24 protein-coding genes are annotated in these 24733 nt (G+C 74.8%); 5 read left to right on the top strand and 19 right to left on the bottom strand.

The features are described from left to right. Window positions 1-100 precede the first annotated feature (100 nt). From V9U69_RS02610 to V9U69_RS02600, 3 genes are all read right to left on the bottom strand, one after another. Window positions 101-1021 (bottom strand): carbohydrate ABC transporter permease, encoded by a 921-nt coding sequence (locus tag V9U69_RS02610; protein ID WP_337059740.1) that lies wholly within the window; start codon window positions 1019-1021, stop codon window positions 101-103. A 65-nt stretch (window positions 1022-1086) separates the two neighbouring features. Beyond that, window positions 1087-2412, bottom strand: a complete 1326-nt coding sequence (locus V9U69_RS02605; RefSeq protein ID WP_337059739.1) for an ABC transporter substrate-binding protein — start codon at window positions 2410-2412, stop codon at window positions 1087-1089. A 173-nt stretch (window positions 2413-2585) separates the two neighbouring features. Next, window positions 2586-3365 carry an SDR family NAD(P)-dependent oxidoreductase gene (locus V9U69_RS02600; protein WP_337059738.1) on the bottom strand — a complete coding sequence of 260 codons (780 nt, stop codon included), beginning with the start codon at window positions 3363-3365 and terminating at the stop codon, window positions 2586-2588. A gap of 56 nt (window positions 3366-3421) precedes the next feature. On the opposite strand from V9U69_RS02600, the gene V9U69_RS02595 reads away from it, so the two are divergent. Then, on the top strand, window positions 3422-4171 hold the full coding sequence (locus V9U69_RS02595; RefSeq protein ID WP_337059737.1) for an SDR family oxidoreductase: 750 nt from the start codon (window positions 3422-3424) through the stop codon (window positions 4169-4171). On the opposite strand, the gene V9U69_RS02590 is transcribed toward V9U69_RS02595, so the two are convergent. Together V9U69_RS02590 and V9U69_RS02585 are read right to left on the bottom strand one after the other, a co-directional pair. Further along, entirely contained in the window at window positions 4151-5383 is a 1233-nt protein-coding gene (locus V9U69_RS02590; protein WP_337059736.1) for an MFS transporter, read from the bottom strand. The two genes, V9U69_RS02595 and V9U69_RS02590, sit on opposite strands and share 21 nt — an antisense overlap. Then, window positions 5380-6210 carry a helix-turn-helix transcriptional regulator gene (locus V9U69_RS02585; RefSeq protein WP_337059735.1) on the bottom strand — a complete coding sequence of 277 codons (831 nt, stop codon included), beginning with the start codon at window positions 6208-6210 and terminating at the stop codon, window positions 5380-5382. The genes V9U69_RS02590 and V9U69_RS02585 overlap by 4 nt, the downstream gene beginning before the upstream one ends. Before the next feature lie 76 nt (window positions 6211-6286). Here V9U69_RS02585 and ilvD point away from each other — a divergent pair, with 76 nt between their 5' ends. Continuing rightward, on the top strand, window positions 6287-8146 hold the full coding sequence (gene ilvD / locus V9U69_RS02580; protein WP_337059734.1) for a dihydroxy-acid dehydratase: 1860 nt from the start codon (window positions 6287-6289) through the stop codon (window positions 8144-8146). A gap of 26 nt (window positions 8147-8172) precedes the next feature. Here ilvD and V9U69_RS02575 read toward each other — a convergent pair whose 3' ends face one another. The 5 genes from V9U69_RS02575 to V9U69_RS02555 form a co-directional block, all read right to left on the bottom strand. After that, window positions 8173-8910, bottom strand: a complete 738-nt coding sequence (locus tag V9U69_RS02575) for a hypothetical protein (RefSeq protein WP_337059733.1) — start codon at window positions 8908-8910, stop codon at window positions 8173-8175. Then, complete coding sequence (locus tag V9U69_RS02570; RefSeq protein WP_337059732.1) at window positions 8907-9713, bottom strand: hypothetical protein; 807 nt, start codon at window positions 9711-9713, stop codon at window positions 8907-8909. The genes V9U69_RS02575 and V9U69_RS02570 overlap by 4 nt, the downstream gene beginning before the upstream one ends. Then, the gene (locus V9U69_RS02565) at window positions 9710-11113 is read right to left on the bottom strand and encodes a hypothetical protein (protein ID WP_337059731.1); all 1404 of its coding nucleotides are present in this window, start codon (window positions 11111-11113) and stop codon (window positions 9710-9712) included. Before V9U69_RS02565 ends, V9U69_RS02570 begins: the two co-directional genes overlap by 4 nt. Beyond that, entirely contained in the window at window positions 11110-11388 is a 279-nt protein-coding gene (locus tag V9U69_RS02560) for a hypothetical protein (RefSeq protein WP_337059730.1), read from the bottom strand. The genes V9U69_RS02565 and V9U69_RS02560 overlap by 4 nt, the downstream gene beginning before the upstream one ends. A 209-nt stretch (window positions 11389-11597) precedes the next feature. After that, entirely contained in the window at window positions 11598-12413 is an 816-nt protein-coding gene (locus V9U69_RS02555) for an SDR family NAD(P)-dependent oxidoreductase (protein WP_337059729.1), read from the bottom strand. 356 nt (window positions 12414-12769) lie between these two features. Between V9U69_RS02555 and V9U69_RS02550 the strand changes: the two genes are divergently transcribed. Beyond that, window positions 12770-13735: an intradiol ring-cleavage dioxygenase gene (locus V9U69_RS02550; RefSeq protein ID WP_442907557.1), complete on the top strand. Its 966-nt coding sequence runs from the start codon at window positions 12770-12772 to the stop codon at window positions 13733-13735. Window positions 13736-13773: 38 nt separating this feature from the next. Here the strand turns inward: V9U69_RS02550 and V9U69_RS02545 are convergent, their stop codons facing one another. The 9 genes from V9U69_RS02545 to V9U69_RS02505 form a co-directional block, all read right to left on the bottom strand. Further along, on the bottom strand, window positions 13774-14256 hold the full coding sequence (locus tag V9U69_RS02545; RefSeq protein WP_337059727.1) for a GtrA family protein: 483 nt from the start codon (window positions 14254-14256) through the stop codon (window positions 13774-13776). 128 nt (window positions 14257-14384) lie between these two features. Next, window positions 14385-14555: a hypothetical protein gene (locus V9U69_RS02540; protein WP_337059726.1), complete on the bottom strand. Its 171-nt coding sequence runs from the start codon at window positions 14553-14555 to the stop codon at window positions 14385-14387. Between the two features lie 88 nt (window positions 14556-14643). Then, entirely contained in the window at window positions 14644-15336 is a 693-nt protein-coding gene (locus tag V9U69_RS02535) for a ThuA domain-containing protein (protein WP_337059725.1), read from the bottom strand. Next, the gene (locus V9U69_RS02530; protein ID WP_337059724.1) at window positions 15333-16010 is read right to left on the bottom strand and encodes a hypothetical protein; all 678 of its coding nucleotides are present in this window, start codon (window positions 16008-16010) and stop codon (window positions 15333-15335) included. Before V9U69_RS02530 ends, V9U69_RS02535 begins: the two co-directional genes overlap by 4 nt. A gap of 7 nt (window positions 16011-16017) precedes the next feature. After that, window positions 16018-16923 carry a carbohydrate ABC transporter permease gene (locus V9U69_RS02525; RefSeq protein ID WP_337059723.1) on the bottom strand — a complete coding sequence of 302 codons (906 nt, stop codon included), beginning with the start codon at window positions 16921-16923 and terminating at the stop codon, window positions 16018-16020. Further along, complete coding sequence (locus V9U69_RS02520; RefSeq protein ID WP_337059722.1) at window positions 16923-17858, bottom strand: carbohydrate ABC transporter permease; 936 nt, start codon at window positions 17856-17858, stop codon at window positions 16923-16925. The genes V9U69_RS02525 and V9U69_RS02520 overlap by 1 nt, the downstream gene beginning before the upstream one ends. After that, window positions 17858-19159, bottom strand: a complete 1302-nt coding sequence (locus V9U69_RS02515; RefSeq protein WP_337059721.1) for an ABC transporter substrate-binding protein — start codon at window positions 19157-19159, stop codon at window positions 17858-17860. Before V9U69_RS02515 ends, V9U69_RS02520 begins: the two co-directional genes overlap by 1 nt. After that, window positions 19156-21216, bottom strand: a complete 2061-nt coding sequence (locus V9U69_RS02510) for a DUF2264 domain-containing protein (RefSeq protein ID WP_337059720.1) — start codon at window positions 21214-21216, stop codon at window positions 19156-19158. Before V9U69_RS02510 ends, V9U69_RS02515 begins: the two co-directional genes overlap by 4 nt. Continuing rightward, window positions 21213-22196, bottom strand: a complete 984-nt coding sequence (locus tag V9U69_RS02505; RefSeq protein WP_442907556.1) for a hydroxyacid dehydrogenase — start codon at window positions 22194-22196, stop codon at window positions 21213-21215. Before V9U69_RS02505 ends, V9U69_RS02510 begins: the two co-directional genes overlap by 4 nt. 248 nt (window positions 22197-22444) lie before the next feature. On the opposite strand from V9U69_RS02505, the gene V9U69_RS02500 reads away from it, so the two are divergent. Both V9U69_RS02500 and V9U69_RS02495 read left to right on the top strand, forming a co-directional pair. Then, the gene (locus V9U69_RS02500) at window positions 22445-24463 is read left to right on the top strand and encodes a heparinase II/III family protein (protein ID WP_337059718.1); all 2019 of its coding nucleotides are present in this window, start codon (window positions 22445-22447) and stop codon (window positions 24461-24463) included. Then, on the top strand, window positions 24460-24733 hold a 274-nt coding region (locus tag V9U69_RS02495), incomplete at its 3' end, for a DeoR family transcriptional regulator (RefSeq protein ID WP_337059717.1). The genes V9U69_RS02500 and V9U69_RS02495, both read left to right, overlap by 4 nt.

Genomic DNA, 24733 nt, shown 5'->3' with positions numbered 1-24733 from the left:
CGCCCGCCACCGGGCGCTGAGCCCTGTGGATCGACACCACCGGCGCCCGAGCGCGAGCGCGACTTCGGGTCCAGCGACCCGGCGGGACTGACGGTGGAGCTCACAGCTCGACCTCCTTGCGGGCCAGGAACCGCGTCAGCGGCACCACCAGAGCGGTCACCGCGAGGAACAGGATGACGTTGCCGGCGGTGGACAGACCGTAGAACCCGGCCTGGTACTGCTTGTAGATCACCGAGGCGATCACGTCGGAGGTGAAGCCCGGCCCACCACGCGCCATCGCCCAGATCAGGTCGAAGGAGCGCAGCCCCCCGATGAGGGAGAGGGTGATGACGGTGGACGTCGCCGGCCACGACAACGGGAAGATCACGTTGCGGAACAGCGTCCACGACCCCGCCCCGTCGACCTTGGCGGCCTCGTAGTACTCCTTCGGGATGGACACGATCCCGGCCATGTAGATCAGCGTGGCCAGCCCCACCCCCTTCCACACGTCCACCAGCGCCACCGAGAGCAGCGCCAGGGAGGGGTCCACCAGCCAGCCGGGCCCGTCGATGCCGAACACCCCCAGCGCGGCGTTGATCGCCCCCTTGGTGGGGTGCATCAGCACCTGGAAGGTGATCCCGACGCCGACGGAGGAGACCAGCACGGGGAAGAAGACCACCGCCCGCAGGTACCCGCGCCCGACGATCTGGCTGGTCAACAGCATCCCCAGACCCAGCCCGAGGACCACCTTGGCGCCGGAGGTGACGACCGCGTACACGAAGGTGTTCGTGAAGCCCTTCACCAGCGCCGGCTCGGAGAAGAACTGCACGAAGTTGCCCAGGCCGATGAACTCGCTGTCGAAGATCGTCCACCGGGTCAGCGCGAAGTAGAACGACGCGAACGTCGGCAGCAGGAACAGCACCCCGTACACCACCGCGGCCGGCAGGTAGAACCACCCCGGGTACGGGCTGTGCCGCTTTCCCGCCCTGCGCGCCCGGCCGGTGCCGGCCGCGGAAGGCGACGACCTGATCGTGGTGGCCATGCTTTCCTCCCTCTCGGGTCAGCCCGCCCCGGCCGTCACCGGCCGGGGCGGGGGGACGGCTCCGGTCACCAGCCCTCGAGGCCGAGCTGCCGAGCCTGCTTCTCCACGTCCTGGTCGTACAGCTCCGCCGCCTCCTGCGCCGGGCGGATTCCCGAGCCGACCTCCACCAGGATCTGCTCCAAGGCCGGACCCTTGATCGGCGAGAGGTACTCCAGCGCGGGGCTCTGCTGGTCGTTCTCGAAGTAGGCGCTGACGTCCTTGGTCACCTGGGGCACGTCCTCGGGGAGCTCGCAGCCCTCGACCAGGTAGGGGCCGGTGGGCACGGACGCCTCGGTGAGGATGTCGCACGCCGTCGGGGTGGCGAGGTAGGCGAGGAACTGGTTGGCGGCCTCGAACTCGTCACCCGTCGTCGTCTTCGGCACGTACACCCCGCCCGGGAACCAGGCGGTCAGCCCGTAGGTGGCCGGGTCGTCGCCGGGCAGGGCGAAGAAACCGATGTCGTCGATCTTGTCGGGGGCGATGGTCATCGCGGTCGCCACCATGCTCGAGAGCATCGGGTACTGGGCCCCGGTGCCCTCGAGCAGCATCCGGATGCCGTCCTCGACCTTCGCGGAGGCGAAGTCGCTGTTCTGCAGCCCCTGCTCGTGGATCTGCTGCGTGTGCTGGAAGCCCTTGATCGCCGCCGGGTCGGTGGCGTACTTCGCCTCACCGGCGGTGTAGTCCTCCGCGAAGGAGGGGTTGGCCGCAGCCACGTTGTGGAAGTCACCCAGGACCAGCAGCTGCGAGGTCCAGGTGTCCTGGTAGGTCTGGATCACGGGGGCGATGCCGGCGGCCTTGATCTTCTCGCTGTTGGCGATGAACTCCGCCCAGGTCTTCGGCACCTGCAGACCCAGCTGCTCGTAGATCTTCTTGTTGTACAGGACCCCCCCACCGAAGGCCGTGCCGTACGGGACGCCGTAGACCTCGCCACCGGCGCTGACCTGGGGGAGGAAGCTGTCGTCGATCTGCTCCATGTAGGGCTGGTCCGTCAGCGGGGTCAGCGTCTCCTGGGGGGCGATCTGCTGGAACAACGACCCCGAGTTGTAGGCGAAGACGTCGTCCATGGTGCCGGTCTGCAGGCGCGTCTTGACGAGGTTGTCCCCCTCCCCGCCTTGCGGACGGGTCTCCACGGTGACCTCCACGTCGTCCTGCGAGGCGTTGAAGTCCTCGACGAGCGCCTCGGCCCCCAGGACGGTGGAGGGGGCGTTGTCGACCAGGAAGGTGATCTCGGTGGCGCCACCGGCCGAGTCGTCGGAGGAGCCGAGGCTGCCGGCGCTGCAGGCGGACATCGACAGGGGCAGCATCGCCAGGGCAGCACAGATCGCCGAGCGGCGCAGGAACGTGGTCTTCACAAGGCTCTCCTCATCGAGACGGCCGCGGACCCCCGCGGCGGAGCACACCGTCATTGAAGCGCTTCAGACAGGAGCCTAGGCACCTCCTCCTCCGCCCGTCAACGGTTTCGGGCCGGATTCTTGAAGCGCTTCAGGCCTGCGGCGCGGGAACCGACGACCGGGCTACCGGGACCTCAGGAGGCGGACGGCCCGGACCGCCGGGCGGCCTCGTGCGCGCGGCTGGGGATCTGGGTGGCGAGCTTGCCGCCGGAGACGTCGACCAGGGTCCCGGTGATGTACGAGGCGGCGTCGCTGGCCAGGAAGACCAGCAGGTCGGCCACGTCGTCGGCGCTCTCCCAGCGCCGCAGCGACAGCGTGTCCAGCAGGCGGTCCTGCGCGGCCGGTTCCATCTCGGCGAAACCGTTCATGGCGGTGGGGACCATGCCGGGGGCGTACGCGTTCACCGTGATGCCCCACGGCCCGAGCTCGGAGGCCAGGACGCGGGTGAACTGCACCACCGCGGCCTTCGAGGCGGCGTAGGCGGCGCTGCCGACGCTGGGCACGATCGCGGCGAACGACGCGGCGTTGAGGATGCGGCCCCGCTCCGCCCGCTTCATCACCTCGGCGACCGCCTGGCTCACCAGGAACACCCCGCCGGCGTTGACGTCCAGGCAGCGGCGCCACTGCTCCCACGACAGGTCCACCACCTGCCCCTCGACGTTGATCCCCGCGTTGTTGACGAGGACGTCGATCGTGCCGTGGCGCTCGACCACCGCCCGCACCGCCCGGTCCACCGAGCCGGGGTCCGTCACATCGCAGGTGAGGCCCTCCACGCCGGGGTTCTCCTCCTCGAAGGCGAGGTCGAGGGCGACGACCCGGCACCCCTCCGCGGCGAAGCGGGCGGCGAGGGTGCGGCCGATACCCCGGCCCGCCCCGGTGACGACCACGACGCGGTCCGCGAGATCGAGGTGCACGGCGCCTCCCTGGACGGACGTGCCCCAGCGCACGCACCCGGACGTACTGTCGGGGCATGAGCGTAGCCACTCCCGCCGGTGCCGCACCCGAGCGCGAGGTCCTGTGGGTCACCGGCGGCGGGACCGGCACGGGCCGCGCGGTCGCCGTGACCGCCGCGCGGGCGGGCTGGGCCGTGGTGGTCAGCGGCCGTCGCCCCGCACCGCTGGAGGAGACCGCGGCCGCGATCGGTCGGGACGGCGGCGAGGCGCTCGCCCTGCCGCTGGACGTGCAGGACGCGGCGGCGGTGGCCGCGGCGCGCGCGGCGGTCCTCGAGCGGTTCGGTCGCCTCGACGGCCTCGTCCTGGCCGCCGGGCTGAACACCCCGCGCCGGCGCTGGGACGACCAGGAGGTCGCCGCGGTGCACGACGTCGTCGCCACGAACCTGCTCGCACCCGTCACCGTGATCGACGCCGCCCTGCCGGACCTGCGCCGCAGCGCCGGCGTCGTCGTGGTCGTCTCCTCCTACGCGGCGTGGACGTTCTCCCCCGGCGCCGGGGTGGCGTACTCGGCCAGCAAGGCGGCGCTCGGCCCGCTGGTGCGGACCCTGAACCAGCAGGAGGCCCCGCACGGCGTGCGGGCCTGCCACCTGTGCCCGGGCGACATCGCCACCGACTTCCTCGACCAGCGCCCCGAGGTGCCGGACGAGGCCGCCCGGGCGGTGATGCTCACCCCCGAGGACGTCGCCCGCACCGTCCAGTTCGTCCTCGACAGCCCGCCGCACGTGCGCGTCGACGAGGTCGTCCTCTCACCGCTCTCCCAGCGCTGAACCGGTCGGGACCGGGGCGGCGGGCCGGCTGAGCACCACGGCGAGCAGCACGCCGACGAGGACGAGCACGCCGTAGCCGCAGGCGATCTGCAGCATGGTGGACGTGCCCGTCAGGCGCCCGGCGACCAGGCTCGGGACGGCGGCGCAGCTGTAGTTCAGCAGGAACACGGTCGAGAGCAGGCCGGCGCGGTCGGCCGGCCCCGCCCGCACCAGCAGGGTGCGCATGCCGCCGGTCTGGGCCGCGCCCTGCACCACGCCCGCGACCAGGCTCACCGCCAGGAACGGGACGACCTCGCCGGCGCGCAGCGCGAGGAGGATCCCGGCGACGCACACCGCGTAGAGCACCACCGCGACCCGCACCGCCCGTTCCGGGCGGAACCGCGCCGTGAGCGGTCCGCCGAGCACGCTGAACAGGGTGAAGGAGCTGAAGACGGCGGCGGCCGTCAGGGACGCCCGGGACCCGAGCTGGTCCGCGGCGATCGAGGGGCCGAACGCCTGGTAGAAACCGCCCAGCGACCAGGTGGCCAGCACCACCCCGGCCACCGCCAGCAGGGGCCGGCCGGCGCCGGCCGGCACGTGCACCCGGGGCCGCAGCGAGGCGGCGGCACGGCGCACCGTGGTCCGCGGGACGGTCTCCGGGCTCAGCGCCAGCAGGACGGCGGCGGCGACGAGCAGGGCGATCACCACCGCGTAGCCCAGGTGGCGCGGGGCAGGACCGTGGTCCACCAGGGCGCCGGAGGCCAGCGCCCCCAGCGGGATGCCGAGCATGGGGGCGGCGCTGGTGACCACCGCGGGCAGCCAGCGCGGGTGCGGCGGGGCGCAGTCCACCGCGAAGGCGCCCAGCGCGCTGGAGGCCAGCCCGGTGGACAGGCCCTGCAGCGCCCGGCCGGCCGCCAGCGGGGCCAGGCCGTCGACACCGAGCAGCACGACGAGCCCCAGCGCGGAACCGGCCAGCGCGCCGATCCCCACCGGGCGCCGGCCGAGGTGGTCGGACAGGCGCCCCAGCACGAGCAGCGAGACGGCGGCGGCGACGAGGTACACCGCCGTCGCCACGCCCAGGTCGGCGTTCGTCAGGCCGTCCTCGGCGCGGTAGGTGTTGTACAGCGGGACGGGGCTGCCCGCGGAGACGAAGACCAGGACGAGGGCGGCCGACGCGGCGGCGAACCCGGCGGTGCGGGACAGGAGCGCCGAGGGGCGCACCGCCACGCTCACCGCGCCCCGCCGGGGCCGCCCGGCGCCGCTGCCCCGTCCGGGCCGGTGATCGGCGTGTAGATGACCACCTGCAGGTCCGGGTGGTCGGCCGGTGTCAGCTGGTGGTGCTCGAAGCGCAGGTCACCGGCGTCCGGGTGGTGGAAGAGCCGTTCCCGGGAGGTGAACCCGCGCACGTCGTGGTCGGTCCAGCCGGCCTCGAAGCGCGCGCTGGCCGCCCGCAACCGCTCCACCAGGGCGGCGACGGCCGGTTCGCCCAGCCGCGGGCCGGCCTCGGCGCGGAACTCCGCCAGGAACCGGCGGCTGTCCTCCTCCCAGCGCGGCAGCAGCTGCCGCACGAACGGGTCGGTGAACACCAGCCACAGCAGGTTGCGGTCCTCGTCGGCGACGGTCGCGATGCCGGGGTAGAGCTCCGCGTAGGCGGCGTTCCACCCGGCGATCTGCCAGGTGGAGGTGATCGCGAAGGCGGGCAGCCCCGCCTGCGCGTCCAGCAGCCGCTGCACGCTGGCGGGCGCCGTGCCCGCGGCGGTCGACGGCCGGGGGGCGGGGTGCCCGGCCAGGGAGAGCACGTACGCGTGCTCGGCCTCCGACAGGCGCAGGGTGCGCGCCAGGGCGTCCAGCACCTGCCGCGAGGGGTGGGTGTCGCGGCCCTGCTCCAGCCACGTGTACCAGGTCACCGACACGCCCGAGAGGGCGGCGACCTCCTCCCGGCGCAACCCCGGGCTGCGCCGGCGCGCACCGGCCGGCAGGCCCACGTCGGCGGCGGTGAGCTGGTCGCGGCGGCTGCGGAGCAGGGCCCCCAGCTCGCGCCGCCGGGTCTCGCTGCTCACCGGCTCATCGTAGTAGCGCCACTACCAGCACCGGCGCCGTCTCCCGGCACGGGTGCGCGTGCCGCACACTCCTGCCATGCCCCCTCTGAGGTCCCGGACCGTCACGCACGGCAGGAACATGGCCGGCGCCCGCGCACTGCTGCGCGCCGCCGGCGTGGCGCGCGAGGACTTCGGCAAGCCGATCGTCGCCGTCGCCAACAGCTTCACCGAGTTCGTCCCCGGCCACACCCACCTGCAGCCGGTGGGCCGCATCGTCTCCGAGGCGATCCACGCCGCCGGGGGCGTGGCGCGCGAGTTCAACACCATCGCCGTCGACGACGGCATCGCGATGGGCCACGACGGGATGCTGTACTCCCTGCCCAGCCGCGACCTCATCGCGGACTCGGTGGAGTACATGGTGCAGGCGCACCGCGCCGACGCGCTGGTCTGCATCAGCAACTGCGACAAGATCACCCCGGGCATGCTCATGGCCGCGCTGCGCCTGGACATCCCCACCGTGTTCGTCTCCGGCGGCCCCATGGAGGGCGGCACCGCCGTCCTCGTGGACGGCACCGTGCGCAGCCGGCTGAACCTCGTCTCCGCCATCGCGGACGCCGTGAACACCGAGGTCTCCGACGCCGACATCTCCCGCATCGAGGAGGCGGCCTGTCCCACCTGCGGGTCGTGCTCGGGCATGTTCACCGCGAACTCCATGAACTGCCTCACCGAGGCCCTCGGCCTGGCCCTGCCCGGCAACGGTTCCGTGCTGGCCACCCACACCGCGCGCCGGAAGCTGTACGAGGACGCCGGCCGCACTGTCGTGGACATCGCTAAGCGCTGGTACGAGCAGGACGACGCCACCGTGCTGCCCCGCAACGTCGCCTCCCGCGCGGCGTTCGACAACGCCATGTCCCTGGACATCGCGATGGGCGGTTCCACCAACACGATCCTGCACCTGCTGGCCGCCGCGCAGGAGGCCGGGCTGGACTACACCCTCGCCGACATCGAGCAGCGCTCGCGCGCCGTGCCGTGCCTGACGAAGGTCGCCCCCAACGGCACGTACCTCATGGAGGACGTGCACCGCGCCGGGGGCATCCCCGCGATCCTCGGTGAGCTGGACCGCGCCGGGCTGCTGGACCACGACGTCACCACGGTGCACTCCGCGTCGGTGGACGAGTGGCTGAAGGACTGGGACGTGCGCGGGGGTTCCCCGTCGCCGGAGGCGGTGGAACTGTTCCACGCCGCGCCCGGCTGCGTGCGCTCGGCGAAGGCGTTCTCGCAGTCCGAGCGCTGGGAGTCCCTGGACACCGACGCCGAGGCGGGGTGCATCCGCGACGTCGCGCACGCGCACTCCGCCGACGGTGGTCTGGCCGTGCTGCGCGGGAACCTCTCCCCCGACGGCGCCGTGGTGAAGACCGCCGGCGTGGACGAGTCGATCTGGACGTTCTCCGGCCCGGCTGTCGTGGTGGAGTCCCAGGAGGACGCCGTCGAGGCGATCCTCACCGGCCGCATCACCGCCGGCGACGTGGTCGTCATCCGCTACGAGGGCCCCCGCGGCGGCCCGGGCATGCAGGAGATGCTCTACCCCACCTCGTACCTGAAGGGCCGCGGCCTGGGGAAGGTGTGCGCGCTGGTCACCGACGGCCGCTTCTCCGGCGGCACCTCGGGGCTGTCCATCGGGCACGTCTCCCCCGAGGCCGCAGCCGGCGGCACCATCGCGCTCGTCGAGGACGGCGACACCGTCGTCGTCGACATCCCGAACCGCGTCCTGCGCCTGGACGTGCCCGAGGAGGTGCTTCAGCAGCGGCGCACCGCCCTGGAGGCCGGCGGCGGGTACCGCCCCGCCGCGCCGCGCCCCCGGAAGGTGTCCACGGCGCTGAAGGCGTACGCGGCGCTGGCGCTGTCGGCCGACAAGGGCGCCGTGCGCGACGTCAGCCGGTTCGGGGACGGCGCCTGACCGCACCGCCCTGGCCGCCCCGGCGGTCAGGGCAGCGGCGGGCCGTCCACGCCGAGCACCGGGTCCGTCGCCGCCCGCTCCGGCAGCGGTTCGCGCGCGGGCCGGCCCCAGCGCGCGACCACCGCCTGCCGCCGCGCGCGCTCGGCCAGGCCCTGTGCGGCGTACCCGTCGGCCACCATCGCCGCCTCGATCGCCTCCGCGAGCCGCTGCGGCCGGCGGGTGCCCAGCACCCACCAGGTGAACGGCGACCGGTGCGCCCCGGCGGTGTCCAGGCCGTTGACGGCCAGCGCGCGGGTGGTGAGCAGTCCGGTGCGGTAGTGCGGGGACGAGGGCGACTCGTCGCGGTGCCGGCCGATCAGGGGCGCCCGGTGGACGACGCGCACCCGCCCCGGGTCGAGCGTGGACCAGGGCACGACGTAGCGCGAGCGCCCGCGGAAACCCAGCACGAGGCCGTGCTCGCACACCCGGTGCCGGTCGAACAGCGAGGGCACCACGAACACCGCTGCGCTGCAGGCGGCGATCGCGGTGATCGTCGCGCGGACGAGGAGCTCCTCCCAGTCGGGGGCCGCGGTGGCCGCGTAGGCGGCCATGGGCAGCAGCAGGGCCGCCAGGACGAGCCACGAGAGGTTGCCCGGCCACGGGCGGAACGTCGCCAGCACCGCTCCCTGGGCCCGCCGGTCCTGCCGGGCCAGGCGCGCCACCTCGTCCACGACGTCCCGCGCGCGGGGGTCGGGAACCTCGAGGAACCGCCTGCGGGCGTTCACGACGCACCCAGCGCGTCGCGCCAGTGGGCGAGCACCGTCTCGGGCGAGGCGCCCCGGTACACCACGCCGCCGCCCGGTGCGGCGGTGGACACGAAGCAGCCGCCGGGGCCGGTGAAGACGCCGCTGGACTCCTCGGCGCCCGGGTCACCGACCCGCAGCCGGGTCAGGGTCACGGCGAGGGTGCAGCGGTGCACGGGCTCCAGCTCCTGCGGCCCCGCGGCCACCTGCTCGCGGTCGAGGAGGACGTCCAGTTCGGGGACGGGCAGCTCGCCGTGCGCGCCGCTCCACGCCGTCAACGCCCGTGCGGCCTCCTCGGCGGTGCACAGGACGAACTCGTGCACGCCGACGTGGTCGACGCGTTCGACGAGCCACAGGCCGGCCCGCTGCTGGTACAGCACGGCCCAGTCGCACCGGGCCGCTCCCCGGCGCTCGGCCACGACGACGCGGTCGGTGTGGCGGCGCATCGTCAGCAGCGCGAGCACGTCCGGCAGCGCGCGGAAGACGAACGCCCCGGTCGCCTCGTCGACGGGTTCGGCGCGGTACGCCCCCCGGGCCGTCAGGCCCCGCAACGCCGCGGTGAGCGCCGTCCGCTGCTCGGCCTCGGACAGGCTCGAGTACCACGGGCTGGGGGCGGAGGGCGTGCCTCCGGGCCCGTCGAGGCCGACGAGCTCCTCGTCGGTGTAGGACCCCAGGTCCAGCGGCGCGTCCACCGCCGCCGCGCACAGCGTCAGCCGCGCCTCGACGACGGTCCGCGACGCGGGGCCGGCGAGGTCGAAGACGTCTGCGACGGTCGGCGCGGTCATCCGAACAACCCCTTCCACACCTGCCGGGCGCCGTCGCCGACGGCACCGGCCACCTCCTCGGCCGCGTCGGCCACCTCGCCGGCGCCGTCGCTGATCGCACCGCCGAGCCGTCGGGCGCCGTCCGCGATCTCCTCCCGGTTCTCGTACGCCCACGCTCCCACGGCCACGACGCCCGCGACGGCCACGACGCCCACCCCGACGGGGCCCGTGGCGATGCCGAGCGCCAGGGCCGTCGTCGCCACGCCGCCGACGACGGCCGCCCCACCACCCACGCCGCGGGCGACGCGGTCGTCGCTCGCCATGGCGTCGTCGGTGAGCGCGGTGTGCAGGTCGACGGCTCCGGTCACGACCGACACGGGTCCCACGACCCGCGCGGCCACGGGTTTGGCGGCCTGCACGGCCGGCGCGAGGCGGTCCAGGAACCCGAACCGCACGACGTCGGCCGGGGGCACGGACGGGAAGCGCCGCAGCACGTTCGCCAGCGCGAGCTCGTCCCCCTGGAAGCCCCGCAGCATCTTCCACAACTGCTGGGCGCGCTGCGCGTCCTTCGAGCCGGCGCCGCCGGCGCTCCACCGGCGCAGGGCCTCGCGCTCGGCGGCGAGGTACCGCTCCCACGTCGCGGGGTCGTCGAGGTCCGGGCTGGACCCCTTCAGCTCCTGGTAGACGCCCAGGGCCTGCACCAGCCGGCGTTCGGCGAGCTGCGCCAGGAGCCACACGCGCGAGTGGCCGAGCACGTCGTACAGCTGGTACCCCTTCGACGCCAGCTTCACGGCCCGGCTCACGACGTCCTTCGCCAGCACCGCGTCGGGGTGGTGGTAGGCGTCGAGCAGGGTTCCGGCGTCCAGCGACGAGCCCGGCGGCAGCAGCCCCGCGGCCGCCTGCTGCCAGGCCCGCACCGGGGTGAGGGACCCGGTGTCCGGCACCCACGCCCCCACCTCGTGGCCGAGCGCGGAGACGACGCGCTGCCGGGCGGCGCTCAGCCCGTGCCCGGCGGTGTCGACGGCGGCCGCCTGGCGCGACATCTCCGCCCGGCAGGTCTGCGCTGCTGCGAGGTCCCCGGCGGTCTCCGCGGCGCGCCCGCGCGCCCGGGCGTCGTCGTGGCGGGCGTTCGCGTCGCGGACCGCTCGCTGGGTCGCCTCCAGGGCGTCGGCGTAGTCCGCGAGGGCGCCGGCGACGGCGACCAGGGAGGCGCCGACCGCCGAGGTGGCGGTGGTGGCCTGCCCGCGGGCGCCGGCGAACGCCGCCACCCGAGCCGTGGGGAGCGCCGTCTCGGTCTGCTGCCCGAGGGTGCGCAGGCAGCTGCCGCGCGCCTCGCCCAGCGTGCCGCTGAGGCCGGACAGGCGGCCGGCGGCGTCGCGCAGGCCGGCCGGGTCGCCCGGCGGCACGGGGAAGGTGCTCACCGCCCGCCACCCGTCGCGCGCTGCAGCTGGTCCCCGGCGGTGGTGGCGCCCTGCGACAGGCCGGAGACGAGGGCGGACGTGGCGAGGACCGCGCCACCGACGGCGGCCAGCGCCGTCTCCACGAGGGAGGCGACCGTGCCGTCGCCGGCGAGCGCGGCCGCGGACCTCCCCTGCGCGGTCAGCGCGAGCGCGTCCCCCACCAGGTCCTCGGACAAGGCGCGCAGACCCGCTGAGGCCACCTGCAGCTGGATCGGGTCACCACCGGCGAACGACACGGGTCCCCCTCGCTCGAACCTCCACGGACGTCTCGACGGTGGCAGGTGCGCGGGACCCGGGTGCCGGTTCGGTCGGGAGGTTCACCGGAATCGCCGCAGCGGTGCACCCGGCCGGGGGAACGCCGGGACACCCGCGTGCGGGGGCCGCGACGCCCGGTGAGGACCCGCCGCGCGCCGGCGCGCGGTGAGCGCGGCGCAGGAGGTCCGTGTCAGGCGGCGGACCAGCCGCCGTCGGAGGCGAGCACCACGCCGTTGACGTTGACCGCGTCGTCGCTGAGCAGCCAGGTGGTGGAGGCGGCCAGCACCTGCGCGGAGACGGGTGCGGTGAGGATCCCCCGTGCGCTGCCCAGGCGGGCCGGGCCGAACCGCGTGGTCACCTTCACCTCGATGCCCGTGATGGTCGGCCCCGGCGCCACCGCGTTGACGCGGATGCCGCTGGGCCCGTACATGAACCCCGCGCTCTTCGTCAGCCCCACCACGGCGTGCTTGGAGGCGGTGTACGCCGCCCCCGCCGCCGAACCGCGCAGCGCCGCCTCCGAGGCGGTGTTCACGATGGACCCGGCGCCGCGCTCCAGCATGCCCGGCAGCACCGCGCGCATCAGCTTCGCGGTCCCTTCGACGTTCACCGCGAACACCCGGTCCCAGATCGCGTCGGACATCTCGTGCAGCGCCGACATGTCGTCCATGATCCCGGCGATGTTCGCCAGCGCGTCCACCCGGTCGCCCGCCGCGGCCAGGATCGAGGCGATCGAGGCGTCGTCGGTGATGTCCGCGCCCACCGGCGTGACGCGCCCACCGCCGTCGGCGCCGGCGAGTTCCGCGACGAGGTCGTCCAGGCGCTCGGCGGCGACGTCGACGGCGACCACGTGCCCGCCCTCGCGCACCACGCGCGAGGCGGTGGCCCGGCCGATGCCGGAACCGGCACCGGTCACGACCACCGTCCTGCCCTCGAAGCGGCCGGCGCTGAGGCGCTCGTCCCAGGCGGGAGCGGCGGCGGGGGCGTTCTGGGCGTCCAGTTCGGTCACCGGTGTTCTCCTGGGGTTCTCGTGCGGTGGTCGGTCCCGGAGCCGTCGCCCGCCCTCCCGCCGGGGCGCTCTCGCGCTCGGCGAAGACGTGGACGGTCAGCAGGCGCACCACGTCGGTGCGTTCGGCGGCGGCGCCACCGGTGCGCTGCACCGGGTGGAGCGCTCGTCTCAACGTAGCTCCCCCGCCGCCGGCGGCGCACCCGGACGCCGAGGGGCGGTGCGGCGGACGCACAGGCAGGACACAGCGCACGCAGGCCCGGTTCCTGCGCTGGGCGCCGATGGTCACGGGTGTGAGCGACGAGGTGACCACCGTGAACCCCCAGGACGAGCAGCGGCCGGCGCACGCCCGCAGGGCGCTGCGCACCTACCGGGGCCGTCCCCTGCCCCGTCAGGACGAGGACGTCGACGACCAGGGCCTGGCCTTCGACATCGCCACCATGCAGCAGCGCGGGCTCGACCGCCGCCGCGTGCTGGGCGTGCTGGGCCTGGGTGCGGCGGGCCTCGGCCTGGCCGCGTGCGGCTCCGAGGCCGAGGCGGAGACCACCGCGTCGTCGGCGACGGCGTCCTCGGCGCTGAGCGAGATCCCCGACGAGACCGCGGGCCCCTACCCCGGCGACGGTTCCAACGGCGCGAACGTGCTGACGGTGTCCGGCGTGGTGCGCTCCGACATCCGCTCCTCCTTCGGCACCTCCACCACCACCGCCGAGGGCGTGCCGATGACCCTGACGCTGAACGTCGTCGACATGGCGAACGGGGACGTGCCCTTCGCCGGCGCCGCCGTGTACGTGTGGCACTGCAACATCGACGGCGAGTACTCCTTGTACTCCTCCGGCATCGAGGACGAGAACTACCTGCGCGGCGTGCAGGTCGCCGACGCGAACGGGCAGGTCACCTTCACCAGCGTCTTCCCCGCGTGCTACTCCGGGCGCTGGCCGCACATCCACTTCGAGGTCTACCCCGACGTGGACTCCATCACCGACGCCACCAACGCCGTCGCCACCTCCCAGGTCGCCCTGCCCGAGGAGACCTGCACCTCCGTGTACGCCACCAGCGGGTACGAGCAGTCGGTGAGCAACCTGGCGAACGTCACCCTCGCCTCCGACAACGTCTTCAGCGACGACTCCGGCGCCACCCAGGTCCCCACCGTCACCGGGGACGTCACCAGCGGCTACGCCCTGACCCTGACCGTCGGCGTGGACACCGACACCGCCCCCACCGCCGGTTCCGCACCCTCCGGCGGCGGCGCGGGCGGCCCCGGGGGCAGGGGCACCCCGCCCAGCGGCGTGCCCGCGGTGCCGACGGAGCGGCCCACGTCCGCCTGACCACCGCCTGACGCCGGTCGCCCCCGAGGCGACCGGCGTCAGGCCGCCCGGGCCGGCCGGGGGCGCAGCACCGTGCGCAGCGCGAGGAAGTTGGCCAGCCCGACGAGACCGGTGACGGCGTGGACGAGGAGCAGACCGCTCAACGCGCTCGCACCCGGCACCAGGTGGTGCCACGCGGTCAGCGCCGAGGTGCTCAGCACCACGCCGAGGACGGCGGCGGCGCCACCGACGCCGTGCCCGCGGAACCAGGGCGTGCCCGCACCGCCCGGGAAGGTGAACCGGCGGTGCATCTCGTTGGCCACCAGGGTGGACACCACCGTGGCGGAGACGTTCACCGCGGCGACGGGCAGCGCCGTCCAGGCGCCGAGCATCAGGAACACCACGGCGTGGGCCGCGTTGCCGGTCAGGCCGGCGGCCACGAACCGCGGCAGCGTGCGCGCAGCCCGGCGCGCCGGGGCGGGCTCCAGCGGGGCGGGCGGCGGGGTGACGCGGGTGGCGGTGGGCCGGGTGGCGGTGAGCACGGTCCCAGCCTGGCGCGCCGGGGGGCGCTTCCGCGTCCTCCCCCGGCACGGTCCTCACCTGCTCCCAGCGCAGTACGCGGCGGGCCGCCGCCTCCCCCGATCGGGGTGGTCGGGCCCCGCCGGTGGGCTCAGCGGGAGTCGCCGCCCTCGGTGTCGGGGAGGACGTCCCGCGACTCCTGGTGCGCCTGACCGCTGACCCGGGTGCGTTCGGGCGCGGCCGCGGCCGGGGGTGAGCCGCCGGCGGCGGCGAGCACGCCGATGAGGGCGGCGAAGCTCAGCGTGGTGGCGGTGGTGCGCACGGTCGGTCTCCCTGGTGACGGCGTCGTCGGTTGCCGGTGCAACGAACGGGCGGAGCCGTCTGTTCCAGGCGGACCCGGAGGCGGGGTCTCACGGCGCCTCGCCGCGCAGCCAGGCGACCTCGCGGCGCAGCAGCTCCCGGCGGGAGGGGCTGTCGTAGGAGCGGGTGTCGTGGCCGAGCCCGTCGTAGAGGACCCGCCCCGGTCCCCCGGCCTGCCACACCACGGGGTGCTCGGTGCCCTCGTGGTCGGTGGTGAGCAGGACCCGCGCGGTCGGCGCCGTCTCCAGCAGGCAGTAGCGCTCGTCGAACGCCTCCACCGGCCCCAGCCCGGCGACGACCGGGTGCTCCTCCCCCGGGACGGGGCGGAAGAGCGCGGGCCCGATGGGCGGGTGCATCGAGCGCTCCGGCACCCACCGGCCGCCGACGAGGTCCGCCCAGCCGGGGGTGTCGGTGAAGGTGTTCGCCGCCTGGTGCAGCGCCAGGAGCGGCACGCCCCCCTCGGCGACGAGGGCGGCCAGGCGCGCGTGGAACGGCGCCCACACCTGGTCGCCGCCGTCCCACTCGGCCTCGACCCGCCCGGTGCCGGCGACGACGACGAGGAGTCCCAGCCCGTCGGTGGCGTCGAGGGCGTCCGGGGCGGTGCCGCGCAGCTCGGGTTCCAGCCCCACCTCGGCGAGGACGGCGGCGACGCGGTGCCCGGTCGCGGCGTCGTCGTGCCAGCGGTCCTGGTAGCGGCCGCGGCCCACCAGCACCAGGGCCCTCGTCGTCTGCGCTGCGCTCACGCGGCGATCCTGGCCCCGCCGAGGGCCGGGCGCATGCTCCAGCGGCTGTTGGCCCACACCACGTACAGCAGCGGTGCGGCGCCCAGGCCCAGGCCCAGCGCGGGCCGGGACGCCACGGCGGCCGCGAGCAGGCCCAGGACCGCCAGGGACAGCAGGGTGAACGGCCAGCGGCGCACCGCCAGCCAGACGGCGGGCCGGGCGACGTCGCGGACCCGGGCGCCGGGCCGTTCCGCGAGCCCGACGACGGCGAGCACGGCGACCGCCACCGCCAGCAGGCCCACCACCGCCAGCAGCGGCAGGGTGAGCGCGCCCCAGGTGGTGCCGGCCAGCACCACCGCGTCCACCCCGAGCACCACGAGCACGGCGGCCGCGCCCAGGCCCAGCGGTACCGCGCGCCGCAGGGAGCGCGCCCACGCCCGGGCGAAGGTCCGCAGCACGGTCGTCGTGCCGTCGGCGGAGAAGGACGCGAACACGGTGGCCGCCGCCGCCAGCGCAGGCGCCCCCAGCGCACCGGCGAGCAGCGTCAGCACCGGCCAGCCGGAACTGACGTCCGGCACGACGAGCAGCGCGATCAGCAGGGGGCTGAGCGCCGCGGCGAGCGCGAGGTTGGTCGCGAGGCCGACGTACACGACGCCGGCCACGTGCAGGTACGTCTCGTGGGACACCCTGGTCACGGCGCCCTCAGCCCTTCATCCCGCTGGTGGCGATCCCCTGGATGAAGTACCGCTGCCCCAGGAGGAACACCACGAGGATGGGCACGACGGAGATGACCGACCCCGTCATGATGAGGGCGTACTCGGCGTCGTACTGCCCGATGAACTGGCGCAGGCCGATCTGGACCGTCCACAGGTCGTTGCTCGTCAGGTAGATGAACGGCCCCATGAAGTCGTTCCAGGTGTTGACGAACGTCAGCAGCGCCAGGCTCGCCAGGGCGGGCACCGACAGCGGCAGCATGACCCTGCGGTAGATGCCGTACTCGGACAGGCCGTCGATGCGCGCGGCCTCGACCAGCTCGTCGGGGACGGACATGTAGTACTGCCGCATGAGGAAGACGCCGAAGGCGCTGAACGCCTGCAGCAGGATCAGCGCGGTGAACGTGTTCACCAGGCCGGCCTTCTGCATGAGGATGTACTGCGGGATCATGTAGGCCTGCCACGGCACCGCGATCGTCGCGATGTACGCCAGGAACAGCCCGTCCCGGCCGGGGAAGCGGATCTTGGAGAACCCGTAGGCGGCGAAGCTGCCGGTGAAGACCTGCAGGAACGTGATGACGACCGCGAGGAACGTCGTGTTCCGCAGGTAGGTCAGCAGCGGGACGCGCGTCCAGATCTCCGTGAAGTTCTCCCAGCGCAGCTCCCGCGGGATCCACTGGATCGGCACGGTGAAGACCTGGGAGTTGCTCTTCAGGGACGAGGACACCATCCAGGCGAACGGCACGAGCAGCAGCGCGGCCAGCACGGTGAGCAGCGCGTACGCCAGCGGGGTCGCCCACGGGCGCACCGGCCGCGCCCGCCGCCGGTCGGGGGCCGGGGTGGTGGGCGGCACGGGTGCGGTGGTGCTGATCCGGGGCCCGAGGACGCTGGCCATCACGCCTCCAGCCGCTTGTTGCGGGCGTACTGCGCCACGGTCACCACGAGGACGAGCAGGAACAGCGCCAGCGCGACGGCCGAGGAGTACCCGAACCTGCCGTTGACGATGCCCTCGCGGTAGATGAGCTGGGACAGCACCAGGGTGCTGCGCCCCGGCCCGCCGTCGGTCATGACGACGATGAGGTCGAAGACCTTGAAGCTGCCGATGGTCAGCATGATGAGGACGAAGAACGTCGTCGGCCGCAGGCACGGCAGCGTGACGTTGCGGAACCGCTGGAACGCGTTGGCCCCGTCGACCTTCGCGGCCTCGTGCAGCTCCGGCGGGATGGTCTGCAGCCCGGCGAGGAACAGGATCATGTAGTAGCCCATGTCCTTCCACACGCCGGTGAGGATGACGGCCGGCATCGCCCACGACGGGTCCGACGTCCAGCCCGGCGGGTCCTCGAACCCCAGCGACAGCAGGAACTGGTTGATCGGGCCCTGGGTGGGGTTGTAGAGCATGTTCCACACCACGGCGACGGCGACGATCGACGTGATGTACGGGAAGAACGCCGCGGTGCGGAAGAACGCGACCCCGCGCAGCTTCCGGTTCAGCGCCAGCGCCAGCAGCAGGGACGCGGCCATCGTCAGGGGCACGTGGCCGACGGTGTAGTAGACGGTGTTGAACAGGGCGACCCGGAAGTTGTCGTCCTGCACGAGCCGCGTGAAGTTGTCCAGGCCGGTGAACTCGGGCGTGGAGTACGCGTTCCACTTCGTGAAGGCGATCCCGAAGGTCGCCACCACCGGCACGAGCGTGAGCAGCGCGAAACCGGCGAAGTTCGGCAGGATGAACGACCACCCCAGCAGGGTGTTGCGGCGCACCTGGCTCCGGTTGGAGTACGTGGTCGCCGACGGGGTGACCGGGCGCGCGAGGGGGGGTGCGGGTGCGGCCATCACCCCACCTCGTTCTCGACGCGCTCCGCCATGTTCTCCAGGGTCTCGTCGACGGAGGCGGAGCCGGTCATGATGAGCTGGTGCTCCTCGGTGAGGACCTGCTCGACCTGGGCGGTCGTCGGCCCGACCGGCATCTCCAGGGCGACCTCGTCCGGTGCTAGGGCCTCCCTCGTGAGGTCGTCGGTGGGGATGCCCTCCAGGGAGAGGTAGGCGTCCTTGATCTCCTGCGTCTGCAGGGCGGGGAGGATGCCGGTGGCCGCGACGGCCTTGGCGCCCTCCTCGCCGGCGGCCCACTCCAGGAAGTCGCGGGCCGCACCGGAGTGCTCGGCGTTGCGGTTCACGGCGAAGGCCGTGGGACCGCCGAAGGTGACCGTCTCGCCACCCGCTTCCGGCTGCGGCATCGGGGCGATGCCCCACTCCACGTCGGTCTCACCAGCGGCCTGCGACTGCAGCAGGGCCGAGGTGAACCAGGTGCCCATGGGGACCATCGCAGCCTGCCCGGTGGTGAACATCGTGCGGTAGGTGATCTGCTGCGTCGTGGCGGTGCTGTAGTCGAGGGTGGCACCCGACTCCTGCAGCTGAAGGGCCCGCTCGTAGTACGGGGCGAAGAACTCGTAGCCGTCGCTGCCGAGCTGGTCACCGCCGGTCTGCGCGGCGGCGATGGCGCCGACCGCGGAGCGCCACGGCTGGGTGAACGTCCCGTAGGTCTTGGTGCCCTCGGCGGGCTCGATCCCCGCCGCGGCCGCCTTCTCGGTGATGCGCTGCGCGAGGTCGACGTACTCGTCCCAGGTGAGGTCGGCCGGGTACTCCTCGCCCACCGCGTCGAAGATGCCCTTGTTGTAGTAGTTCACCCAGAAGTCCTGCCGGTACGGCAGGGCGAAGTACGTCCCGTCCTGCTCGTAGGCGTCCAGGCCGCCCAGGTCGCCCGCGCCCTCGGCGAGCTCGGTGACGTCCTGCAGCTGCCCCGCGGTGGAGAACTTCGAGTAGTCCATGAGGCTCTTGACGGCGATGACGTCGGTGGAGTCTCCACCGGCGAGCATCGTCGTCACCTTCGTCGGGTAGTCGTCGGCGAGGATGTCGACCGGTTCGATCGTGACGTTGGGGCGGGCCTCCTGGTAGGCGTCGAACAGCGCCTGGAACTCGGGGGTCCCCGCCAGGTTCCACACCGACACCGTCAGGGTGACGGGCTCGTCCGGGTCGAAGGGCTCGTTCTGGGCCGCTTCGCTGCCGCCGCCGCAGCCGGCGAGCAGCAGGCTCGCCGCCGTCGTGGCGGCCAGGGCGTGCAGAGTCCTGCGCTTCATCGCGTCTCCTCTCGTCCGACGGGTCGCTGGACGCCGTCGGTGTGCGTCGACGGGACGTCCGCGTCCTCGTCGTCGGGCAGCGCCACGCTCGTGCGCGCCCCGTCCGCCCACGTGACGTCCACGTGGGCGCCCTCCCCCCGCGCCAGTCGGGGGGTCCTGCCGGCCCCGGCCGGGGAACCGGCCAGGGCCGCTGCGGCGACGAGCCACGTGCCGGCCCGCACCGGCGCGCGCAGCACGGGCACCGCCGCGTGCGCGCCCAGCGGTGACGCGTCCTCGCGCCGCACCACCTGCGCACCGCTCGCGCCCTCGAGGGCGACGAGGGTGGACGTGAGCCGGTCGGTGCTCACCGTCGCGGCCGGGGCGCCCTCCGGCGCTCCGGCCGGTGCGGTGATCCCGGCGGCCGGGGGTTCGACCGCCGCGAGCGCCCACCCGCCGACCTGGACCTCCACGGCGCCCCCGGCGGGGGCGTCGACGCGCACGAAGCGCACCTCCCACGCCCCGCGCACCAGGGACACGGTGGTGACCGTCCCCGCGGGCGCGGCGGTGCCGCGCAGGCCGGAGCCGTGCCGTGCGTCCGGTCCGGGTTCCAGCCAGTGCGCCGCGGCGCGCGAGCCGGCGACCAGCGCTGCGGGGGCGTCCCCTCCGCCGCGCGTCGGTGCGGCACCGGTGCCCGGCAGGGTGGTGAAACCCGCGCGGTGCGAGCGGCGGCCGGCGGCGTCGACGAGCACGACGGACTGCTCGAGGGGTTCGCGCCAGGCGTCCGCGTCCAGCAGGGGGCCGGTGGCGGTGGAGTAGCCCAGGCGCGCGTACAGCGGGGAGTCCCCGACCTCGTCGCCGGGCCGGGCGTGGTCGGTGCCGTGGTTCGCCACCCGGACGACCCCGTCGGTGCGGGTCGTCGTCACGAGCCAGCCGGCGGCGCGCACGGTGAGCGCGGTGTCGGCGACCTCGACGGGGAGGGGTTCCTCCTCGGCGGTCCACACCGGGTGCTCCGCCGGCAGGGCCAGGCCCAGCAGTCCCTTGCTGGCCCAGTACGGGGAACCCGGCCCGGAGTAGGCCTGGGAGAGCTGCCGCCACTCGCCGTGCCAGCCCTGGGTGAGCAGGCCGCGCTCGTCGGGCACGCCGTTCTCGGCGAAGTGGCCGACGACGGCGGAGGCCGCGCGGCGCAGCAGCCCCGGGCGCACCGAGGGCACCTCGGCGAGGGCGCCGACCCAGAACGGCGCCGCGGCGGCGAACCGGTAGATCAGGCTGCGGCCCTGGATCAGCGGGGACCCGTCGCCGCCGACGAGGTGCACGGCGTCCTGGAGGAACCGGTCCAGCCGCTCGCGATCCGCGTCGCGACGACCGGCGGCGAGGTCGGCGGCGCCGGCCATGCGGGCCCACAGCGTCGGGTAGAGGTGCAGCGCCCAGCCGGCGTAGTGGTCGTAGGAGCGTTCCGCGCCGTCGCAGATCCAGCCGTCCTCGCGCAGGAACGTGTCGTGGGTGGCGAGGTCGTCGGCCATGTCGTCCAGGGAGTGGGGGCCGCCCACCGAGCGCAGGAACGTCTGCACGACCAGGCGGAACCACACCCAGTTGATGCGGGGGTACGTCTGGTCGCCCACGGCGGGGGCGAGCCAGTCCACGACCTGCTCCTGCACGCGCGGGTCGAGGCGGTCCCAGAACCAGGGGCGGGTGAGGTCGAGCACCAGGGCGATCGAGGCGGCCTCGACCTTGGCCTGGCCGTGCTCGGGCAGGCGCACCCAGCGGTCCGGGTTGTCCGGGTCGGTTCCGGCGGCGATGCCCTGCGCGTACCACCCGGCCAGGTCCAGCGGGTCCGCACCGCGCTCGCCGGCGAGGCGGAAACCCGCGGTGAGGAACGTGCGGGCGAAACCCTCCAGGCCGTCGACGTCGGTGCCGTACCCGCCCGGCCCGCCGGGCGGGGTGATGCGGGCGTGGTCCGCGGAGGCGTGCGGGCGCACCGCCAGGAGGAGCCCGTCGGCGAACTCCGCCCACCGCGCCCGGTCCCAGCCGCGACCGGCGCCGGCGGTGCGCGGCGCGGTTCCCGCGGTCCGCGCGCTCACGCGCTCACCGCCGTCGCCTCGGCGGTGACCGGTGTGCTCAGGGGCCGCCCCGCCGCCCACGCCTCCAGCTCGTCGAGGGCGTGGTGCGTCAGGCGCCGCGTCTCGGAACCGAGGGAACCGGCGACGTGCGGGGTGACCACGACGTTCGGCAGGTGCAGCAGCGGGTGCCCGGCGGGCAGGGGTTCGGGTTCGGTGACGTCGAGGATCGCGTCGACGTGGCCCGCGGCGCAGGCGACGAGCAGCGCGTCGTGGTCGACGAGGCTCCCGCGGGCGGTGTTCACGAGCGTGGCGCCGCGGGGCAGCAGGTCCAGTTCACGCGCGCCGATCATGTGCCGCGTCTCCGGCAGGGCCGGTGCGTGCAGCGAGACGATGTCCGCGCGGCGCAGCGCGTCGTCGAGCTCGGCGACCTCACCGCCGGCGGCGCGCACGGCGGCCGGGTCGGCGTGCGGGTCGACGACGAGCACCGCCGCGGTGTCGAGGACCCGCAGCATCCGAACGACGCGCCGCCCGATCCGGGAGAAGCCGACGACGACGACGGTGCGGCCGCGGTTCGACAGGTCCTCCCGGTGCAGCACCTCGTGCCAGGCGGCGGGCAGGGTGCGCCCGTCCGCGGCGAGGAAGGGCACCTTCTTGCCGGCCATGATGATCGCCGCGAGCGTGTACTCGGCCACGGGCACGGCGTTGACGTCGGCGGCGGTGCTCACGGCGATCCCGCGGCGGAACACCTCCTCGTCCACCAGGCCGCGCACGCTGCCGGCGGCGTGCAGGACGGCGCGCAGCCGGGGTGCCCGCGCGAGGCGTTCCGCGGTGAGGGCGGGAGCCCCCCAGGAGGTGAGCAGCACGTCGGCCCGGGCGAGCCGCCGGTGCGCCGCGGGGCTGTCGAGCTCCGCCGTCCACACCGGGTCGCCGAGCTCGGCGAGGCCGGCGAGCCGCTGCAGCTCCGGCTCGCGGAACTGCAGCGCGAAGGTCCGCCGGTCCATGACCAGCAGCGCGTGGGGTCGATCGGGAGCGGGCACGGCGGTCCTTCGTCGTCGGAGGTCGGTGCGCCGGCGACGGCAGTGCGGTGGGGGTGCGCGCCGGAGTGAGGATCGTTCGGGATCGCTTCTGTGCGATGCGGAGAGTCAACTGCGCTCTTTCCCGCCCCGTCAAGCACTATTTTGATTCGACTCGCTGTTACGATCATTTCCGATCAGCAACGCAGTCACCCCGCTCGACGAGGAGCCCGCCCGTGACGATCCCCAGCGCCCCACCGGCTCCACCGTCCCCGGGCGCGCCCGCACCCGGCCCCCTGCTGCGCGCGTGGGGTGACACCGCCGGTGCCGGCACGCTGCAGGGGCTGCTGCGCCCGCCGCACCTGGCGCTGCCGGTGGCGAGCGCCGCCGAGCGCGGGGTGTGGCGGCTGCCCGGCGCGGACGGGACCGGAGCGGCGGAGGGACCCGAGGGCGCGCGGCCGCCCGGCGCCGCCGACGCCGCGACCGTGCGCGCCCTCCTCGAGCGCGCCCGCGCTGACCTCACCGCACCCTGGCCGCAGCCCACGGCCTCCGGCTTCGCGCGGTACTGGCGCGACGGCGACCGCGTCGGCTACGAGACGGCCGTCTTCGCCCGCCAGCACCGCCTGTCCCGCGCCGTGCTGGCGGCCGCGGCGACGCTCCAGGACCGCTGGCTCGACGAGGTGCTCGACGGGGTCGTCCTGCTGTGCGAGCAGAGCACCTGGTGCTGGCCCGCCCACGACGACACCCGCTCCCGGCACGGCTCCGTGCTGCCCACCGTCACCGACCCGTACCTCGACCTCGGCGCCGGTGAGGTCGCCGCCCAGCTGGCGTGGACGCTGCACCTGCTCGGCGAGGCGCTGGAGGAGCGCTCCCCGGGCCTGCGCGCCCGCGTCGAGCACGAGGTGCGCACGCGCGTGCTCGACCCGTACCGCGCCCGCCGGGACTGGCACTGGCTCGGCCTGGACGGCGACGTGCACAACTGGAACCCGTGGATCCTCGGCGACGTCGTCACCGCCGCGCTCGTCCTCGTCGACGACGCCGGGGCGCGCGCCGGGCTCGTCGCCTCCGCGATCGCCGACGTCGACCGCTACGCGGCGTCCCTGCCGGCCGACGGGGCGATCGACGAGGGGTTCGGGTACTGGTGGAACGGGGCAGCCCGGCTGCTGGAGCTGCTCGAGCTGCTGGAGCACGCCACGGGCGGGGCGCTGGACGCCACGGGGATCGCCCCGCTGCGCGAGGTCGTCGCGTTCCCGCACCGGATGCACCTGGGCGGTCCCTGGTACCTGAGCCTCGCCGACGCCCCGGCCCGGCCCGGCGACGACCTGCCGTGGGAGGTGCTGCACCGGTGGGGCCGGCGCCTGGACGTGCCCGGGGCGGTGGCCCTGGCCGCCTCGCACCGCGCGCCGGGCCTGCCCGCCGCGACGGAGGCGCCCGGGCTGGGCCGGCTGCTGCGGGCCGTGACGGACCCCGCCTGGTGCGCCGCGGAACCTGCCACCCCGGTGCTGGAGCGGGACGTGTGGCTGCCGTCCACGCAGGTGCTGCTGGCCCGCCCGGCCGCCGGGGACTCCCGCGTCGTGCTGGCCGTCAAGGGCGGCCACAACGGCGAGCACCACAACCACCTCGACGTGGGCGAGGTCGTCGTCGCCGCCCGGGGGGTGCCCGTGCTGGTGGACCCCGGCCGCCCCACGTACACGGCCGTCACCTTCGGCCCCGACCGGTACACGCTGTGGCCGCTGCGGAGCGGCTGGCACAGCGTGCCGGTGGTGCGCGGCCACGAGCAGCTGCCCGGCCGCGACCGCACCGCCTCGCACGTCGTGGCCACCGCCGACGACGAGAGCGCCTGCCTGGGCCTGGAGCTGTCGGGGGCGTACCCGCAGGACGCCGGCGTGGAGTCCTGGCGGCGCACCGCCGTGCTGCACCGGGCCACCGGCCGCGTCCGCGTCACCGACACCTGGCGGCTGCGGCCCGCGGCGGGCACGGTCACGAGCACGGGGCCGACGCGGCTGCACTGGGTGCTCGCCGGCGAGGTGACCTCGCTGGAACCCGGCCGCGCCGTGGTCGCCGGGCCGCGGGGCGCGGGTACGGTCGTCCTGCACTGGGGAGCGGCGGCGGCCCGCGCCCGGCTGGAGGAGCGCGTGCTGGACGACCCCCTCCTCGCCGACGCCTGGGGGGAGCGGCTCCTGCGCCTGGTGCTCGAGCTGACCGACCCGCCGGCCGCCGGCTCCTTCGACCTGCACGTGGAGGTGGGACCGTGAGCGTCACCGAGAACCGCCGGCTGCTGCCGGCGACCCGCAGGGCGCAGGTGCTCGACGTGCTGCGCCGGCACGGCACCGTCCGCATCTCCGAGCTCGTCGACGAGCTGGGCGTCACGGCGATCACGCTGCGGCGCGACATCGAGCAGCTCGCCGCCGAGGGGCTGCTGCAGCGGGTGCACGGCGGGGCGACGCTGCCGCCGGCTGCGCCGACCGCCCCCGGCAGCGCGCCCGGCACCGTCCCCGCGCCCGCGCCCGCCGCCGACGCAGGGC

This window comes from Kineococcus sp. G2 (genome assembly GCF_037154035.1).
Classification (GTDB): domain Bacteria; phylum Actinomycetota; class Actinomycetes; order Actinomycetales; family Kineococcaceae; genus Kineococcus.
This window is presented reverse-complemented; position numbering and strand designations above follow the sequence as displayed.